Source organism: Delftia sp. GW456-R20 (assembly GCF_001622915.1).
GTDB classification, from domain to species: domain Bacteria; phylum Pseudomonadota; class Gammaproteobacteria; order Burkholderiales; family Burkholderiaceae_C; genus Comamonas; species Comamonas acidovorans.
In genome coordinates, this window is record NZ_LWCN01000003.1 from 185,377 (window position 1) to 202,444 (window position 17,068).

Here is a 17,068-nt window from a genome sequence, read left to right on the forward strand (position 1 = left end):
AGTGACAGGAAGGGAGACCATGGACGCAGAAATTTTCCGACATGACGCAAGCGTCAAAAGGCTTCGCGAGCTGGTCACGCAAAACACCCTGCGTGACCGCGTAACCGAATTGTTCATTGCTAGCCTTGCAACGGGTGTCCGCCGTGCAATGACACCCGTCATGGCGTACTACTCAGCCTCCCAGCTTCCTGCCCATGACTGGGAGCGATTCGACTATGCCGCTCACAACCGCTACTACGCAGAGGAAACGGAGGTACCCTGCGCCGTCTGCGGCATCCTGCATACCGACAAGATCGGCCGCAACGATCAGATCAGCGATTTCGCCAACGCCGGCCGCTGCGCCACAGAGCCAAGTCACAGCCATCTGATCGATCTTGAAGATGTGACGAATATCCGCCTCGAATATCAGCCAGCACAGACACAAGTGCTCAGATTGCTGCTCACGACCATTGACTCCATTGATCCCACGACGTCAACGACCGAGCTGCTCAAGCAAATTTCGCAAGCCAAGATATTGAGAGGAAGCAACAATGCATCCCGGCTGTGGTGTCTGAGAATTCTGGCGGAGTTGGGTGTCATCACCAACGCGTCCATCCCCGGTTACACGGGCGCATTTCATTTCCACGGCTTCCTGCAACGCATCAAGATGCAAGAGGATGCGTTCTCAGGCATGTCGCATCGGGCCGATCCTGTCTGGCCTTTGTCTGCAGGTCGCGGAACGCCGCCGGTAAACTGGGCGCTCGCCGACCAGCTATTTCCGCAGTTGAACAGGCACTGACCTTGGCTGCGGCCAAAGATCCTTGCGCGACTGCGGATTCTGAAAGCAACTTTGGCCCGGGTCAGCAGAAGTTCGAATCGCCGGGTGCGTTCTACTGCGTATCCGCCCCATCATCTGCCGCATCATCCCCCTCGGGCCCTACCCACCAGGCCCAGCTTTCTTCCTCGCCGGGCACGGGCAGTTCGCGGGTCTGCACTGCGTCGATACGGCGCCCGGCGCCACCGGCTTGCCATGCGTTGAGCAAGGCATCGACGGCGGCGCGGTCCACTGCGGCGATGCCCAGGTTGCGATCGGTCTGCCAGGACGGTTCGCCCTCGGGTGGCGAAGCTTCTTCGACATGCTGGTGGGGCGTGCCGTAGCTGCAGCGCATGCAGTAGTGGCGGATGCTGGCCGTCCAGTCCTCGGCATAGCCGATGCCCGGGGCTTCGGTACCCAGCAATTCCTGCAAGTCCTGCGCATTGGCGCAGGTGATGAAGACCACGAAGGTCTGGAATGCCGAGGGCTCCAGCCGCTGCAGCTCGTTGAAGACCGGCACTTCGCGCTGGCCGTTGAACCGCTGACCGGTGGAGGCGCCGTCGTGCAGCACGATGTCGCCGAAACGATGGCCGCTTTCGGGCAGCGGCACGTTGAGCAACTGGGCGCGCACGGGGTCGATGCGGCGCATGAACACGGTCTCGCCGCCCTGCCAGGGGTGCAGGCGCACCACGGCCACGCCGTAGTCACCCTCGATGGGGCCCTGCTCGCCGGGCGCCTGGATGCCGCAGGCCTTCCACAGCCTGCGCGCCGTGGTCCAGTCGGACAGCGCCGTGGCCGCGATGGCGCCATTCCAGAGGCTGGCTTCATCGTCTTCGCCGGCCAGTGCAATGGCGCGCAGGTTGTGCTCCAGCGATGGCTGCCAATCGCGCTGGTACTTGCGCGCCAGGCCCAGCATGTAGTGGTAGTGGCGGTTGTCCGGCATGTGGGCTGCCAGCGCCTCGAAGGCCTGGGCGGCCTCGGCCAGCGCGCCGCGTTCCATGTCGGCATAGGCCTGGTCGTGCAGGGCTTCGAATTCGTCGGGTGTGGAGGAGGTCACGGTGCTGCGATGGGGCAATGCTGGACAGTGCTAGGCGGCTATCGCACGCCGGGCGACGAGCTGCCCATGTCGACTTTCAGGTCCGGGAAGGAACTGACCATCTGGACCTTGAAGTCGGGGAAGGAGGTGACGATCTTCCACTCCCCGCAACTGTCTGCAAAGGAGTCCACCACCTTGACCTTGAGGTCCGGGAAAGAGCTGGTGGCCTGGACCTTGATGTCGGGAAAGGAGTGCACGATCTGGACCTTGCCGTAGAGACGGATGCCTTTGTAGGTGCAGTTTTTCTTGTCGAAGTCTGCGGCGTGAACGAAGGCCGGCAGTGCGAGACAGGCGAGGACAAGGCTGAAACGCGGCAGAAGTGGCATATGCGACAAGGGAGTGGGTCTTGAGAAACAAGCCAGGCCATGGCTTGCGGCCGCCCGCATACTAGCAGGCCGACCCACCCCTGCGAATGACGTCCCGCACATGCCGTCCATCCGTCCTCTGCGCTCCCTGCTTTTGCTGTTTCTGGCGATCTCGGTCGAGGCGCTGGCGCAAGCGCCAGCTCCCGAACCTGTCACCGCGGCTGCGTCTGCCACTGCATCCGCCGATGCTTCCGCCGCTGCTTCCGTTTGCAGGCACCGGGCCGACACCGCCTGCCTGCAATCCTTCAACCTGCCGGGCGACGCGGGGCGCATGCGCTACTACGCATCGCAGGCGCCGGGGGCCAGCAACGGCGCCATGCCCCGGTCCGCGCTGGTGGTGATGCACGGGCATCCGCGCGATGCCAACCGCAGCTTCGAGGCCGGCCTGCGGGCCGCCGAAGGCGCGCAGCGGCTGCAGGACACCCTGGTCATCGCCCCGCTGTACCAGGTGCCCGAGGAACAGGCTGCGCATTGCCACAGCCGTGGCGTGCCCGCAGCCGGGAGCGCAGACGCGGCATGGACCTGCGCGGGCTGGCTGGCCGGCGAGCCCTCGCTGGGGCCGCATCCGATAGGTTCTTTCGCCGCGCTGGATGCGCTGGTGGCCGAGCTCGTGCAGCGCTGGCCCGGCCTGCGCAGCGTGACCCTGGCGGGGTTTTCGGCAGGGGCGCAGATGCTGCAGCACAGCGTGGCCTTTGCTGCCGATGCGCCGGGCACAGTCACCTTGCGCTACGTGATCGCCGACCCGGGTACCTGGCTGTATTTCGATCCCGTGCGGCCACAGCCGCAGATGGCCGGGCAGAGCACCGACTGGACAGCCTGCGGCACAGGCGCGGCGTTTCCGGGGGCGTGCAGCTTTGTCTTCCAGGTGCCGCCCGCCGCCAGCGCCTGCCCGGGCCATGACCGCTGGAAGTACGGCCTGCAGGACCTGCCCGGCCACCTGGGGCGCGATGCGGCTGCCGCACGGGCCCGCTATGCGGCCGCGCAGATCGACTACCTGGAAGGCGCCCTGGACAGCAGCGCGGACAAGGGGGCGTTCTATCCCATCCTCGACAAGTCCTGCGCCGCCATGCTGCAAGGCCCGTTCCGGCTGCAGCGAGGCCACGCCTTCGCGGCCTACGAGCGCGAGCTGCTGGCGCCGCAGCGGCCACGCCGCTTCGTCGTGGTGCCGGACTGCGCCCATGATGTGGCTTGCGTGCTGCCATCCCTGGCGGCCCGGCCCCTGCTGTTTCCACCAGCGCCCTGACCCTGCAACGGAGTGCCCCCATGACCCTCACCACCGAACAAAAGCGCGCCACCTTCCACGCCCTGCACCGCCAGGGCTGCTTTGTGCTGCCCAACCCCTGGGATGCGGGCAGCGCCCGCATGCTGCAGGGCCTGGGCTTCAAGGCGCTGGCCAGCACCAGCTCGGGCCATGCCTGGTCGCTGGGCCAGCCCGATGGCGCCATCTCCCGCGAGATGACGCTGGAGCATCTGCGCAGCCTGGTCGCGGCCACCGATCTGCCCGTGAATGCGGACTTTGAAAGCGGCTTCGGCCTGGGTCCGCAGGAGGTCGCCGAAAGCGTGCGCATGGCCGTGGACACCGGCGTGGCGGGCCTGTCCATCGAAGACTCGTCGGGCGATGCAGCCAACCCCTTGCGCAGCATCGAGGAAGCCGTGGCCCGGCTGCGCGCCGCCCGTGCCGCCATCGACGAGGCCGGTGGCGGCACCTTGCTGGTCGGGCGTGCGGAGAATTTCTTCGTGGGCCGGCCCGATCTGGACGACACCATTGCCCGGCTCAAGGCCTATGCCGAGGCCGGCGCGGACTGCCTGTACGCACCCGGCATCCGCAGCGCCGAGCAGATCCGTGCCGTGGTGGCGGCCGTGGCGCCCAAGCCGGTGAATCTGCTGATCGGAGGGGCCAGCGAATGGAGCCTGCAGGATGCCGAGGCCATGGGCGTGCGCCGCATCAGCGTGGGCGGCGCACTGGCGCGCGCAGCCTGGGGCGGCTTTCTGCATGCGGCGCGCTCCATTGCCGAGACGGGGCGCTTCGACGCGTTCGCCCAGGCCACGCCGGGCGCCGAACTCAATGGCTTTTTTCAGGGCAAGGACTGATCCGCACCGGCCTGCAGCCGCTGCGCGGTCGTGACCCAGACCGCGATATCGAGCAGCGCGGCCGCGCGCTCCGCCGGCGGCAGCTGCGGGTCCAGCACGCCGTCCATCTGCCTTGCCAGGGCGCCCCAGCCCAGCAGCGCGCCCTCTTCGGCCCAGGCGCGGCCGGCGGCCAGCAGCGGCATGCCTGCCCCCGCCAGGCCTGCGGCCTGCATGTCGGCCAGCCAGGCCTGGCCTTGTGCCAGCCAATGGCGCAGCGGTGCGGTGGTGCTCTCGTTGCTTGCTTTGCTTGAATTGCTCATGGAGCCTTCTCCACACTGACTTCGGCAAGCGGCGCCGGCCAGGCCGTGCTGGGATGGTGCCAGTCCGCGCTGTCCTGCCAGCGCACGGAAGCCACGGCAATCTGCAGCTGCCCTGCCGCGATCTCCACGCGACCAAAGACTTCCTGCAGCACCCGGCCGCGCGCCAGTTCCCTGCGCAATGCCTCACCCGCCCTGCCCTGCATGCCGTGCAGATCGCCCACCAGGGACAGGGAAGGCCCTGGCACCGGCGACTGCAATGCAATCGTCCAGCGCTGCAGCAGCTCGTCACGCTGCGCCAGGCCGCTGCCGGCCACCTGCAGCCGTGCCCAAAGGGGCGGCTGCTGGCGCCAGGGGTCGGCATGCAGCTCCTGCAGATGGCGCTGCAGCAGGGCCTGGGGATCGTCGTCCACCGGCAGCGGGCTGGTTGCCTGGGTCGGCAGCTGGCCGGTCGCCCGGGCCGGTGCCAGCCGCGTGGCGTCGCGCGCCGACAGGCGGCCATCGTCGCTGGCCCAGCCGTCCAGCAGCACATGGGGGCCTTGCAGCAGCTGCCTTGCGGTGAGGCCGCCCAGGGTTTCCGAGTCCAGCGCCCCGGCCGGTTCCCACTCCGGGTCGAAGCCTTCGGCGCGCGATGCGGACCAGGTCAGATACCGACCGCTGGCCGCGTCCTGCAAATGCACGGAAAACCCGCGCTGCCCGCCGCGCGCATGCCATAGCTCGGCTGCCACGGCGTGCAGGCAAAGGCCTTGCACGCGCCGGTAGCTGCGCCTGTGCACGCCCGCCAGTTCGCTCAGGGGCCGTGGCATGGGCTGTTGCGCCAGGCCGCGCAGCAGCATCCACAGCGCGGCCAGCAAGGGCGCCACGCGTTCGGCTGCACCGGCACGCCCTGCGCGCTCGTCACGCAAGGCGCGTACCAGCAGGTTGAGCACGCTGGCAGGGCGCGGCAGGTCGGCCTGGCGCAGTTCGGTGGCCAGCGCTTCACCCTGGTCGAGGAAGGCAGGGCTCATGCCTGCACGGCCCTGCAGCACCCAGCCGGTCAGCCATTGGCGCGCCTGGGCCAGCCGCTGCAGTGCGCCGGCTTCCAGCGCATGCGCCGGCAGCTCCGGCATGGGTGCGCCCGCCAGGCGCCTGGCCTGCAATGCCACCAGGGCGCGGTGGGCGCAGGCCGCTGCCTTGCAGCTGCAACTGGCCGCCGCCAGGCCACCGGCACGCGGCAGGCGCACGGTGACTTCGTCGGGGTTGGACAGTTCGCCGATCAGGGTGGCCGGGGCCTCTTCCAGCACTGCCTCGAAGCCCTGGGCCATCCAGCGCAGGGCCTTTCGTTGGGCGGCCATTCCAAAGGCCTGGGCCACGGCGCCGGCATCGCCGTCGAGCCACGGAGCAGCGGGCGCCTGGGCCATGCCATCGGCCGGGGTCTCGTGGGCCAGCCGCGCCCGCAGGCCCAGCAGCAAGGCGCACAGATGGTGGCAGGGGCCAAAGGCGGGGCAGCTGCATTGCAGCGTGGCAAAGCCCGCGCCGGCCAGGGTCTGGACATGGCCTTCGATGCCGGCGCGTGCCTGGTTGGCCGCCAGTTCCCACTGCCCTGCATCCACCGCGGCCAGGGCCTTGGCCCCGCGCTTGAGCAGGCCCTTGTTGGCCCAGTCGGCAATGGCGTCATCGTCCAGGGTGCGCAGCCATTCCTGCATCATGAGGGCCGACTTCCCTGCATGGCCCGGGCCAGCCAATCCACCAGATGGTCGGGCGTCATGGCGGCAACCTGGGCGCCGCGCGCCACCAGTTGCGCGGCCAGGTCGCGGTCATAGTCGGGGTGGGCGCGGCGGTCCAGCGCAGCCAGCACCAGCACGCGGGCACCACTGGCAACCAGCCGCTCTGTCTCGGCGATGACACGGGCCTCGTCATGGCCTTCGTACAGGTCGGTGATCAGCACGATCACGCTGCGGCGCGGCGCGGCAAGCTGCCCGGCCACATGCGCCAGTGCCGCGCCGATGTTGGTGCCCCCGCCCAGTTGCGCGCCCAGCAGCAGCTCTTCGGGCGCATGCAGCTGGCCGGTGACATCGGCCACCGCATCGGAGAACAGCAGCACATGGGTGCGCAGGGCGCGCACGCGCGCAAAGATGCTGCCCATGACGGCGCTGTGGATGACGGATTCATGCATGGACCCGCTCTGGTCCACCACCAGCCACAGGTCCCAGGTCAGGCGCTGTGCTTCGTTCTCCCTGAAGAACAGGCGCTCCAGCACCAGCACCTGCTCCTCGCTCTGGTAGTGGCGCAGGTTGTGGCGCAGGGTGCGCGGCCAGTCCAGATCGCTCATCTGCCCCTGGCCCCGGCTACTGCGGCGCCTGCGCCGCCCCAGGGCCGAGTGCACGCGCGAGGACAGCCGCGCCTGCAGATCGGCCACCACGCGCGCCACCAGCCGGCGGGCCTCGGCCAGCACCTCGGGGGGCAAGCTGGTGCGCACCGCCATCAAGGCGGCCACCAGTTCGATGCTGGGCGTGGCCTCGGCCAGGACCTGGGGATCACTGAGCAGGCCATGGAGCCCATAGCGCGACAGCGCATCGCGCTGCAGCGTTTCCACGGCGCTGCGCGGGAACAGATCGCGCACCTCGCCCAGCCAGTGCACGGCCTGGGGCTCGGGCACGCCGCTGCCGCCCTGGCGCGCGGACTGCCCGCCCCCGCCCTGCCAGGCGTCGGTGCCTGCACCGTCGGGCTGCTCGCGCAGGCGGTGCTCGCGCTGGTAGAGATAGTCCAGTGCCGCGTCGCGGCGCGCATCGGCGTCATCGAGCGGCTGCGCGGCAGCCAGGGGCTGGGCCGCCTCGGGCCCGAGGATGAGGCGCCAGCGCCGCAGGGTGGCGGCATCGATTGCCTGTTCCTGCATTGGCGGCTCGTGCATTGGCGATTCGTGCATTGGCGGATCTTCCCGGCTCATGACAGTCCCCAGGGTTGCAGCAGCCGGCCCACCTGGGCCGCCAGGGCGCGGCTGTGCGCCAGGGCCTCGTCCGATGGCAGGTGCACCGGGCCCAGCGTGGTTGCGCCGGGTGGCGTGGCCGCGCCCGACAGACCCGCCAGCCGCCCGGCCAGCTGCCGCAGTTCGGCACGGGTCAGCTGGGCAAAGGCCAGCCGCAAGGCGGGCAGGCCGGCCAGGAAGGCGTCTTCCGGCCAGTGCGCAATGCCGTCACTGAGCAGGCGCAGCAGCGGCGGATGGCTGAGCAGCCAGCCCTTGGCCACGCGCAAAAAGCCCTGCAGGTATTCGCCCATGGCTGCGCCATCGACCTGCGCCAGGCCCAGCATGGCGCGCAGTGCGGCATCGGTCTGCGCGATCTGCCAGCGGCCGGCCATGCTCAGAATGCCGGCCGTGGCGCCGCGCACGCGCGCGGGCGTGCTGTCGGCGCCTGCCTCATGCAGGGCGGCACAGGCATCGTGGAACAGGCCGGCGTCGGCCCAGGGCGCGTGGCGGCAGACCATGCCGTGCAGATCGGCCAGGGCATCCAGGGACTGTGCCTGCTGGGATGCATCGCCCTCGCCCAGCCAGGGCAGGCGCAGGCAGGCCTGGGCAAAGCAGCGCCGCAGCAGCGGCAGCAGGCGCGCCAGGCCCACGCCGCCCAGCGCATGGCGGGCCTCGTAGGCCAGGGCCAGGCAGCCCGTGGCGCGGGCCAGGGCCAGCGCGTCGTGGCTGCGCTCCATCCAGGCCTGCACGGTGTCCAGCACCTGCTGGGCAATGCCGTCCAGGCCCATGACCAGCACCTCCAGCACGCGCTGCGCGGGCTCCGTGTGGGCCGTCTGCGCCAGGCGCTCGCGTACCAGGTGCACCGCGGCTTCCTCCAGGCTGGAGCCGTGGCACATGGCCTCGGTCAGGGCCACCGTGGTCTCGACCTGCCAGCCCAGCGTCCAGACCTCGCGCACACGCGCCAGGCCCGTGCCCGCCACGAAGTCCGGCCCGGCCAGGCGCTGCGCATAGGGCACGCCCAGGTAGCACAGGCGGTGCAGCCCCTGCGACAGCCGGCGGTGACGCGCGCTGCGGTAGATGTCCAGCTCCTTACGCACGGGTGCGGCAGGCCGCACGGGCAGGCGGTGGCGCAGGCAGAAGGCCTGCACATCGACCAGCAGCGGGGCGGCCGGCGCGTTGGGTGGCAGCTGGCCGTAGTCGTCGGCGTCCAGCAGCCATTGACCAGTCTGCTGGCCGGTCTGCTGCCCGGTCTGCTGCACCATAGGCTGCGGTCGCAGGGCTTGGGCATGCTCCTTGAACACTGCGCTGTCCAGCGCTTCCAGCAGCTCGGCCCGGCCGCCGCGGCAGGCGCGCAAGGCGGCCAGGCCATGGGCCAGGCGCACGGCCTCTGCCGCATCGGGCAGGCTGGCGGGCATGCCCCGGGCACGCAGGCTGTTCACGGTGCGTGCCGCCATCTCGGGCCAGGCCTGGGCATCGGGTTGCGAAGCGCCCTGCTCCAGCGCCTGCCAAACGCCCTGGTAATAGCCGGGCATGGGCATGCCGGCCGCGTATCCGCTGGCGCGCTCCAGCCGCTGCAGCGTGTATGCAATGAGGTGTATGCCCACATCGATGGCGGGCCTGGCGTCCGCAGGCCGGGCGGGGGCCGAGAGGCCGGCAACGATGCCGGGCACATGGAAGCCGCCGCAGACCACCAGGCAGCGCCCGCCTTCGGCCAGGGCCGCGCTGACCTGGGCGGCCATGTGGGCCTCGCGCGCCACGTCCTCGGCATCCATGCCGCTGCCACCCGCGCCCTGCTCGCGCTCGCGCAGCAGCTGGCTGAAGGCCAGCACGCCGGCAAAGTACGCCTGGGGCGAGGCGTCCTCGTTGCCTGATTCGTAATGCCGGTCCCACCATTCGTCGAAGTCGCGGCAGCCGCTGGCCTGGATGAGGCCGGCCAGCACATCGGGCGCGCGCCGCGCGGGCTCGTCGGCCAGCAGGGGTTCGGGCGCACAGGCGAAGTAGTCCAGCTGCGCGGCCTGCGCCAGCCTGTCGGCATAGGGCAGGTCGATGAAGCGCACGGCGCTGCGCAGCCGCGCCGCCTCGCGCAGGGCCACCCATTCGGGCGAGAAGGCGGCAAAGGGCACGTAGCAACGGCAGCGCCAGTCTTGCTCGGCCGCGCCGGGCCCGGCCATGGCCGCATGCAGGTAGGCGGCCAGCGGGGGACGCGCCTGGGCGTGTTGCAGCGCGGGCAGCAGGGCATCGAGCTCGCCCGGGCCTTCGATCAGCACGTGGGTGGGCTTGAACTCGCGCATCAGCGCGCGCAGGTGGTGGGCGCAGCGCGGGCTGTGGTGGCGCACGGGCACCAGGCGCAGCTGCGGCAGCGGCGCCAGCCACGCGGCAGCGTCAGTGCTCACGGCCGCCTGCGACAAAGTCCTGCCACTGCGGCTGCCCTGCGCGCTGGCGTGCCACCACGCGCAGGTATTCGGCGAAACGGCGCCGGTCCTCGTCGTCGTCCTTGATCACCGTGCCCAGCAGGTGGCGCGCCAGGTGGGCGGGTCCCACCTGCTCCTGCCCGAAGTACCAGCACTGGCAGGCGGCGTTGAAGGCCACGTCGATGGCCTCGGCCGTGGACAGCACGGTGCCCGGCCGCTCCACGGCCGTGCCCTCCACGCTGCCGCTGCGCAGCTCCTGGAAGGCCGTGGCCAGCAGGGCCAGCACATCGGGCGCGACGGTGGTGCCGATGCGCTGCTGCGCCAGTGCGCGGTCCACCTCCTGCCCTATCAGCGCGGCCTGCGCGGCCACGCCTTCGAGCGGGCGCATGGTCTCGAAGTTGAAGCGGCGCTTGAGCGCGGCCGACATCTCGTTGACGCCGCGATCGCGCAGGTTGGCCGTGGCAATCACATTGAAGCCCGGCCTTGCCAGCAGCCAGGGCTGCTCGTGCTTGAGTTCGGGAATCTGCAGCAGCCGCTCGGAGAGCACGGGCACCATGCAGTCCTGCACCTCGGTGGAGCAGCGCGTGATTTCCTCGAAACGCAGCAGCCGCCCTTCCCCCATGGCGCGGTGCAGCGGGCCGGGCACCAGGGCTTCGGGGCCAGGGCCGTCACGCAGCAGCAGGGCGTAGTTCCAGCCGTAGCGGATCTGCTCCTCCACCACGCCGGCACCGCCCTGCACGGTGAGCTTGCTGTCGCCGCTGATGGCGGCGGCCAGCAGCTCGGACAGCAGGGACTTGGCCGTGCCCGGCTCGCCCACCAGCATCAGTCCGCGCTGGCCGGCCAGGGTGACGATGGCGCGCTCGACCAGGGCATCGTTGCCGTGGATCTTGCGCGCGATGGCCGGCCCGCCGCCGTCATGTTCCGCACCGCCCAGGATGAAGCGCCGCACGGAGCGCGGGCTCAGGCGCCAGCCGTCGGGGCGCGGGCCCTGGTCGGCGGCCTGCAGGGCCGCAAGTTCCTGGGCGTGGGCCATCTCGGCCGGCAGCCGCTGGGCGGCAGGCTCCGGGGTGGCCGCTGCAATGCGTTTGGTGGCCATCAGTCGCTCTCTTTGGTGCTGGCCGATTTGGCGGCGATGGCCGCGAACTGCGCCATCAGCGTGGCCTGCAGTGCGCGCGGCCACTGCTGCGGCTGCAGCCGGGGCCAGCGGCCATCCTCGCCGCGATGGCTGCTGTCATAGACCACGGCATGGGTGATGTCCACGCGGTTGTCCAGGTCCATGAACGGCAGGTAGCGCCCGTGGTGGAGTTCGATGTACAGCTGCGGGCCTGCCAGGTCCAGCTTGTGCTCGTAGATGCCGGGGCCGTCCCCCACGGGGCCGGGGCGGTAGTTCCACTTGGCCAGCAGGCCGGACAGCGCGCCCTGGCGTATCTGCAGCGGGCCGGCAGGGTGCAGGGCATGGTTCTTCCACTGCCCGGCTTCGGGCAGTTGTGCGCCTGCGTTCAGCTGGTCGATCAGCGGCTGCAGCTCGTAGTCGGCCAGGCAGGTGCGCCAGGCCTCAACCTCGCCCGCTGCGGCATCGACCGGATGCCAGAGCAGCACCTGTGCGTCGTCGGGCAGCTCCACGGCATCGTCGGTGGCGTCGAGCAGGGAAAAGTCCTCGGCAATGCGAAAGCTGGCGCCCTGCTCCAGCCGCCAGATCAGGCTGCGGCCCACGATGCGCAGCAGGGGATGCAGCAGGAACAATCTGCGCCAGCGCGGGACGGACCAGCGCTGTCCCGTCATGAAGGCGGTACCCAGGCGCGGCACCTGCTGCTTGGCGATGGCCTTGACGCCAGCGGCAACGGTCTTGAATTCGGCCTGGGCCGCATTCCACTGCAGGCGCAGCGATTCGTCCTTGAGCGCAGGCAGGGTCTTGGAGGCCTTGCCCTTGTCGCCCACCACGCGCAGGCTCAGGTCGCCCTGCAGCTGCAGGCGGTAGCGCTGCGGGCCCACCTCCAGCACCAGGCCTTCGCCGCCCAGGCCGAAATCGGGCGTCAGCTCGTCATACAGCTCGATCAGGCTCAGGCCGCGGCGCTGGGCGGCCGCCTTGAGCGCGTCATGCGTGGCTTCAATCACCAGGTCCTTGAGCTTGCGCGAGCTGGACAGGGTCTGGACCTGGGACAGCGCATACAGCGTGTCCAGCGCACCGAGCTGCTCCACGGCGATGATGGCGCGCAGCTTCTTGCTCCAGCCCCAGGCCTTCACGGCGGCCACCAGGGTCTGCACCAAGCGGTCGTCGACATGGCCGTTGGCCAGGCGCAGCGCCCATCGCGCCTTGGGCTCGCCCTCCAGGGCCACCCAGGCATTGACCAGGTGCAGGGACAGCTGGGCGCGGCTTTCGGCCGGCACATGGGCCAGCAACTGCTCCACCAGCGGCGGCAGCTCTTCCTCGGCCGTGGCCACCAGGTGCAGCACGGTGCGGGCCGCATGCCCGGACAGCGGCGCGAACAGCGCCAGGGTCTCGGGCTGGTCGTAGGCCTTGATGCTGCTGGAAAAGCGCTTGAAGCGCGCCACGCGGGCCTCCAGCGCATCGAGTAGGACACGGCCCTCCTCACCCTGCACCACGGTCAGAGCGCCCGGCACTGGGACGCCCAGGGCCAGCAGCCGGCCCTCGACCATGCTTTCGGAGCCCAGGTCCAGGCCCGTGCGCAGCAGCGCCTGCAGCAGCGGTGCGACCCCGGGATCGGGATGGGCCAGCAGGATGTCGCGGCAGGCCAGCTGCATCGCTTTCTCGCGCCGCTGCAGCCAGGCGTTGGACTCGAAGGCAGCGCCTACGGCCTGCGCATCCAGCCCTTGCATGAAGCGCGCCACCGCTTCGCGCAGCGCCCGCGAGCTGCTGGCCGCCAGCAGTTCGCCCAGCAGGGGCAGCCGGGCATGCAGCATGGACGGGTCCAGCTGCGCCAGCAGCGGGGCCAGGCGCACGGTGGGAATCTCGCGCAGGTAGTCGGGCTGCTCGGCCAGCATCTGGTTGAGCAGGCCGATGAAGGGCTCAATGCGCGACACCTGCAATATGCAGCGCAGCAGATGGGGCAAAAGCTCCGGGTAGCGTGCCTTCCAGATCTGGCGGGCGACCACCGCATCGAAGTGGTACTTGGGCTGCCATCCTTCGATCCAGGCGACGAAGGGCGCGGCATCCTCCCGCACCAGGCGGTCGAATATGGGGATGAAGTAATCAGCCGGCTCGCGGTCCGCCCTGCCCAGCAGCAGGTTGACCAGTTCCAGCCGCCGCTGGGCATCGGCGCCCAGGTCCCAGCGCAGCGCGATCAGGCCCGGGTCTTCGTTGATGGGCTTGTCGTCGAACCAGTCGGGATGGCGGCGGTAGAAGTCGTACCAGGGCGCGCAGCGCTGCGGGTGCGGAACGTCGCTGTGCCGCGTCATGTAGACATCGCGGATGTCGGCATAGAGCGCGCCGCCGCGCTCTGCCAGCTCCATCAGGTCCTGGTCGTCCAGGCTGCCCAGCAGCAGCTTCCAGTCGGTTCTGTCATACCTGGCGCCGGACTGGACGTTCAGCTCTGCGGCCCAGTCCAGCAGCTGCATCACCCGTTCGCGGCTGATGCCCGGGTACCAGAGCCAGCCGAACATGTCCAGGATGCGGATTTCACGGTAGTCGTTGTCGCCGTCCGGCGCAGGTGGACGGGCCAGGCTGGCGCGCGCCATCTGCTCGAACTCGGCCGCAAGCTCGGGGCTGTGGCGTGGAATGTCGCCGTCCAGGCTGCCGTCAATCCTGCGCCCGAAGGGGATGGTCTGCCGCGCGAAGGCCAGCCACAGGTCATGGTCATGGGTCCAGGGCAGATCGAAGTTGCCCAGGGCGCGGATGGGGTTGGAATAGTCGTCGAAGGCCTTGCGCGTGAAGGCGCCCACTTCGTCATGCCGGCCCGCGCGCATGCGGCTGGCCAGCACCTGGACCAGTTCGGCGGGTGGCAGCGAGGCGCTCAGTTCCTCCAACGTGGCCTGGTCGGTGTGTTCTAGGGTCGAAGAGGTCATGGATTCAGGGGTTCTGGAGGGAGTCAAACCTGGGCTGCAGCTGCTGCGGCTGCCGCGCCCGCAGCGCGCGAGGCCAGGGCCTGGAGCATGGCGCACAGCGATGCCTGCAGCGGCAGCGGCCATTCGGCCGGGGGCAGCAGGCGGTCGGCGGCCATGTCGCGCAGGGCAAAGCCTTCGATGTCGATCTCATGGCCGGGCTCGTAGTACGGCATGGCCGCGCTGTGCAGCAGTTCCACGCGCCAGCGCTGCACGGCAAAGTCCCGCAGGTGCAGGTAGATGCCGGGGCCATCGCACACGGGGCCGGCATGAAAGCGCCATGGCCCTGCCAGGCCGTCCAGCGCCTGCTGCGTCAGCCGTATCGGTGCCAGGGGCTGCAGCAGCTCCTGCTGCCACTGGCTGGCCAGCGGCAGGTCGGCGGGCGCATCGACCTGCTCGATCAAGGCCTTGAGGCTGTAGTCGGCCAGGCATTCACGCCACTGCGCACGCTCCTGTTCGGTGGCCTGCGCGGGGTGCCACAGGGCGATGCGGCCCTCGGCCGGCAGTTGCACCGCATCGCTCTGGGCATCGACCAGGGACAGGTCTTCGGCAATGCGCAGGCTGAACGGCTGGCCCGCCGCGGGCTCCACCCGCCAGACCAGGCCCTGTGCCACCACGCGCAGCAGCGGGTGTTCCAGGAAGAGGCGGCGCCAGGTGTCCAGCGGCCAGTGCCGTCCCAGCATCAGGCAGGACTGCAGGCGCGGCGCCTGCTGCTGCAGCACGGCCTTGATGCCCTTGGACAGCGTCTTGAGCCGCGCGTCGGCCGCATCCCACTCCGTGCGCAGGCCCTCGTCGGCCAGGGCCGGCAGGCTGCGCACCAGCTTGCCGGCCGGCGTGCGCAGGCGCAGCGACAGGTCGCCCTGCAGCAGCACGTCATAGGTCTGCGCGCCCACCTGCAATTGCACGCCCCGGCCCAGGTCGAAGTCCGGGGTCAGCTCATCACTGAGGTCGGCCAGCGCCATGCCGCGCCGCGCGGCGGCCTCGGCCAGCACGGCCTGCGCGGCAGCCAGCACGCTGGGCTTGAGCGTCTTGCCGGTGGCCAGGGCCTGCACGCAGGACAGGGCATAGACCGTGTCGAGCCGGCCCAGCTGCTGCAGCGCGACCACAGCGCGCTCCTTGCGCGTCTTGTGCCAGGCCAGGGCGGCCGAGGACAGCACATCGACGATGCGGTCGTCCGCCGCGCCGGGCAGCAGCTTGAGCACCCAGCGCGATTCGGGCGCGCCATCGGCAGCCACCCAGTGCTGGACCAGGGCCAGGGCCAGCCGCGCACGGTTCTCGGCGCCGGCCTGGGCCAGCAGTTGGTGGGCCAGCGCAGGCAGCTCCTGCGGGCTGGTGGCCGCCAGGTGCAGCAGCGCACGCGCGGCCTGGGCCGACAGGGGCGCGAGCAGGTCCAGCAGCGCCGGCTGGTCCAGCGCGGCAATGGCGGGCGACAGGCGCTGCAGGCTGGCGGCCTGGGCTTCAAGCTCTGCCAGGGAGCCGGCACCATCGCTGCCTGCCGGCGCGGCCTCGCCGGCAGGTGGCCTGGCTGCGTCCGCAACCGGGGCTGCGGCACCCAGATCCTTCAGGCGCGCCTGCACCGGGCCTTGCTCGGCCACCTCCAGCAATCCCCCGGACAGCAGTGCCGACAGCAGGCTGCCAGACGCCGGATCAGGATGGGCCACCAGCACATCGCGGTAGGCCAGCACCAGGTTCTTGTTGGGCTTGGCCAGCCAGCCGGCGGCCTGGGGCGCATCCACGGGCAAGGCAGACAGGGCCTGTGCCAGCGCCGCACGCAAGCCCTTGGAGGCACTGCTGGAGGCGGCCTTGCCCAGTTGCGGCAGCAGCCGCTGCAGCGTGTCCACCCGCAGCGCGGGCAGCAGGTGCGTGAGCGGGCCGGCGGCCAGCCGGGCCAGGTCGCCAGGGCGATCGGCCAGCAGGGTCTCGGCCACCGGGGCGTAGCCGGCGCGGTCGGATTCGTGCTTGCAGCCGTCTGCGCAGGCCGGCAATAGCAGCGGCAGCAGGGCCGGCCACCGGGCGTCCCACAGCCGCTGCGCCACGACGGGATTGATCGCCAGGTGGCCCAGTTGCTTGAACCAGGCGACCAGGGGCGCGGCATCGGTCTGCAGCATGCGCTCCACCAGGACACGGTCATGCGGCCAGTCATCGTCCGAAGCAAAGCACAAGGCCTTGAACAGGTCCTGGGCCAGCAGGTCGCGGCGCGCGGCATCGGCCGTCTCCCAGCGCGATGCAATCAGCACGGGCTCGGGCAGGCGCAGCTGGTCAAGCACGGCGGGGAATTGCGCAAAAAAATCCCGCCACAGCGCCCAGCGCTGCCCTGCAGGCCGCGTGCGCTGCAGCGGCAGCTGGCGTTGGACGATGTCGCGGCTGAGCTGGCCGCCGCCGTCCTCGATGGCCATGGCCAGCAGTTCGGGCTCGGGCAGCTGGTGCAGCAGGTGCTGCCAGTGGCAGTAGTACTGCGCGCCGGGCGCAATGCCGGCCTTTGCGCTCAGTTCCCGCGCCCAGCGCAGCAGGCCGGTGATCTCGGCACTGGACATGCCTTCATGGCCCAGCACGCCAAACACCTGCCTGAGCACGAGGTCGTAGCCATCGCGCAGCCTCCAGGGCTGGTGGGTGCGGCTGCCCCAGTCATCCAGCCAGGCGCGGGCCAGTGCCGTCAGCTCCGCGGTCAGCTCGGCACTGCGCCGGGGCACGCCCGAGTTGCCCCCATAGAACTGTCCCAGCGGAAGGCTGATGCGCGCCAGCGCCAGCCACAGCGCGTGGTCGCGCTGCCAGGGCGCATGCTCGCCGGGCAACTGGTGCAGCCGTTCCTGGCACAGACTGCTGCTGTCGCGCAGGAAGTCCGCCACCTCGGCATCGCGCCCCTGGGCCAGGCGCTTTGCCAGTTCGGCGGCAAAGGCCGGCATGCCCTCGCGCCCGGCCGGCGCGGCCGTGTGCAGTTCGTACAAAGCCTGCAGGGGAAGCGCTGCTGTCTCGTTGTTGCTCATGGTCTGTGGAGTCTTGGGTGATGGGCGGT

The 17,068-nt window shown here is 70.3% G+C and carries 12 protein-coding genes; 3 read left to right on the plus strand and 9 right to left on the minus strand.

Going from position 1 to position 17,068, the window contains the following annotated elements:
• Window positions 1-19 precede the first annotated feature (19 nt).
• Entirely contained in the window at window positions 20-778 is a 759-nt protein-coding gene (locus A4F85_RS02180) for a hypothetical protein (RefSeq protein WP_156516916.1), read from the plus strand.
• Between the two features lie 91 nt (window positions 779-869).
• On the opposite strand, the gene A4F85_RS02185 is transcribed toward A4F85_RS02180, so the two are convergent.
• Both A4F85_RS02185 and A4F85_RS02190 read right to left on the minus strand, forming a co-directional pair.
• Window positions 870-1,850, minus strand: a complete 981-nt coding sequence (locus A4F85_RS02185; protein ID WP_063325518.1) for a hypothetical protein — start codon at window positions 1,848-1,850, stop codon at window positions 870-872.
• A 38-nt stretch (window positions 1,851-1,888) separates the two neighbouring features.
• Complete coding sequence (locus tag A4F85_RS02190) at window positions 1,889-2,215, minus strand: hypothetical protein (protein ID WP_225971107.1); 327 nt, start codon at window positions 2,213-2,215, stop codon at window positions 1,889-1,891.
• Between the two features lie 100 nt (window positions 2,216-2,315).
• Here A4F85_RS02190 and A4F85_RS02195 point away from each other — a divergent pair, with 100 nt between their 5' ends.
• Both A4F85_RS02195 and A4F85_RS02200 read left to right on the plus strand, forming a co-directional pair.
• Window positions 2,316-3,497, plus strand: a complete 1,182-nt coding sequence (locus A4F85_RS02195; RefSeq protein WP_082848093.1) for a hypothetical protein — start codon at window positions 2,316-2,318, stop codon at window positions 3,495-3,497.
• Window positions 3,498-3,517: 20 nt separating this feature from the next.
• Entirely contained in the window at window positions 3,518-4,345 is an 828-nt protein-coding gene (locus tag A4F85_RS02200; RefSeq protein WP_063325519.1) for an isocitrate lyase/PEP mutase family protein, read from the plus strand.
• Here the strand turns inward: A4F85_RS02200 and A4F85_RS02205 are convergent.
• From A4F85_RS02205 to A4F85_RS02235, 7 genes are read right to left on the minus strand one after another with little or no spacing between them, the layout of a single operon-like run.
• The gene (locus tag A4F85_RS02205) at window positions 4,330-4,644 is read right to left on the minus strand and encodes a hypothetical protein (RefSeq protein WP_063325520.1); all 315 of its coding nucleotides are present in this window, start codon (window positions 4,642-4,644) and stop codon (window positions 4,330-4,332) included. The two genes, A4F85_RS02200 and A4F85_RS02205, sit on opposite strands and share 16 nt — an antisense overlap.
• Window positions 4,641-6,329: an SWIM zinc finger family protein gene (locus A4F85_RS02210; protein WP_063325521.1), complete on the minus strand. Its 1,689-nt coding sequence runs from the start codon at window positions 6,327-6,329 to the stop codon at window positions 4,641-4,643. The genes A4F85_RS02205 and A4F85_RS02210 overlap by 4 nt, the downstream gene beginning before the upstream one ends.
• Complete coding sequence (locus A4F85_RS02215; protein WP_063325522.1) at window positions 6,326-7,516, minus strand: VWA domain-containing protein; 1,191 nt, start codon at window positions 7,514-7,516, stop codon at window positions 6,326-6,328. Before A4F85_RS02215 ends, A4F85_RS02210 begins: the two co-directional genes overlap by 4 nt.
• A 47-nt stretch (window positions 7,517-7,563) precedes the next feature.
• Window positions 7,564-9,978 carry a DUF5682 family protein gene (locus A4F85_RS02220; protein WP_063325934.1) on the minus strand — a complete coding sequence of 805 codons (2,415 nt, stop codon included), beginning with the start codon at window positions 9,976-9,978 and terminating at the stop codon, window positions 7,564-7,566.
• Window positions 9,968-11,092: an ATP-binding protein gene (locus A4F85_RS02225; RefSeq protein WP_063325523.1), complete on the minus strand. Its 1,125-nt coding sequence runs from the start codon at window positions 11,090-11,092 to the stop codon at window positions 9,968-9,970. The genes A4F85_RS02220 and A4F85_RS02225 overlap by 11 nt, the downstream gene beginning before the upstream one ends.
• The gene (locus tag A4F85_RS02230) at window positions 11,092-14,019 is read right to left on the minus strand and encodes a DUF4132 domain-containing protein (RefSeq protein ID WP_063325524.1); all 2,928 of its coding nucleotides are present in this window, start codon (window positions 14,017-14,019) and stop codon (window positions 11,092-11,094) included. The genes A4F85_RS02225 and A4F85_RS02230 overlap by 1 nt, the downstream gene beginning before the upstream one ends.
• Before the next feature lie 23 nt (window positions 14,020-14,042).
• Window positions 14,043-17,039: a DUF4132 domain-containing protein gene (locus A4F85_RS02235; protein ID WP_063325525.1), complete on the minus strand. Its 2,997-nt coding sequence runs from the start codon at window positions 17,037-17,039 to the stop codon at window positions 14,043-14,045.
• Window positions 17,040-17,068 lie beyond the last annotated feature (29 nt).

Coding starts and splice junctions, on each gene's coding strand:
- A4F85_RS02180 (WP_156516916.1), top strand. CDS start 20: ATGGACGCAGAAATTTTCCGACATGACGCAAGCGTCAAAAGGCTTCGC.
- A4F85_RS02190 (WP_225971107.1), bottom strand. CDS start 2,215: ATGCCACTTCTGCCGCGTTTCAGCCTTGTCCTCGCCTGTCTCGCACTG.
- A4F85_RS02195 (WP_082848093.1), top strand. CDS start 2,316: ATGCCGTCCATCCGTCCTCTGCGCTCCCTGCTTTTGCTGTTTCTGGCG.
- A4F85_RS02200 (WP_063325519.1), top strand. CDS start 3,518: ATGACCCTCACCACCGAACAAAAGCGCGCCACCTTCCACGCCCTGCAC.
- A4F85_RS02205 (WP_063325520.1), bottom strand. CDS start 4,644: ATGAGCAATTCAAGCAAAGCAAGCAACGAGAGCACCACCGCACCGCTG.
- A4F85_RS02210 (WP_063325521.1), bottom strand. CDS start 6,329: ATGATGCAGGAATGGCTGCGCACCCTGGACGATGACGCCATTGCCGAC.
- A4F85_RS02215 (WP_063325522.1), bottom strand. CDS start 7,516: ATGCAGGAACAGGCAATCGATGCCGCCACCCTGCGGCGCTGGCGCCTC.
- A4F85_RS02225 (WP_063325523.1), bottom strand. CDS start 11,092: ATGGCCACCAAACGCATTGCAGCGGCCACCCCGGAGCCTGCCGCCCAG.
- A4F85_RS02230 (WP_063325524.1), bottom strand. CDS start 14,019: ATGACCTCTTCGACCCTAGAACACACCGACCAGGCCACGTTGGAGGAA.
- A4F85_RS02235 (WP_063325525.1), bottom strand. CDS start 17,039: ATGAGCAACAACGAGACAGCAGCGCTTCCCCTGCAGGCTTTGTACGAA.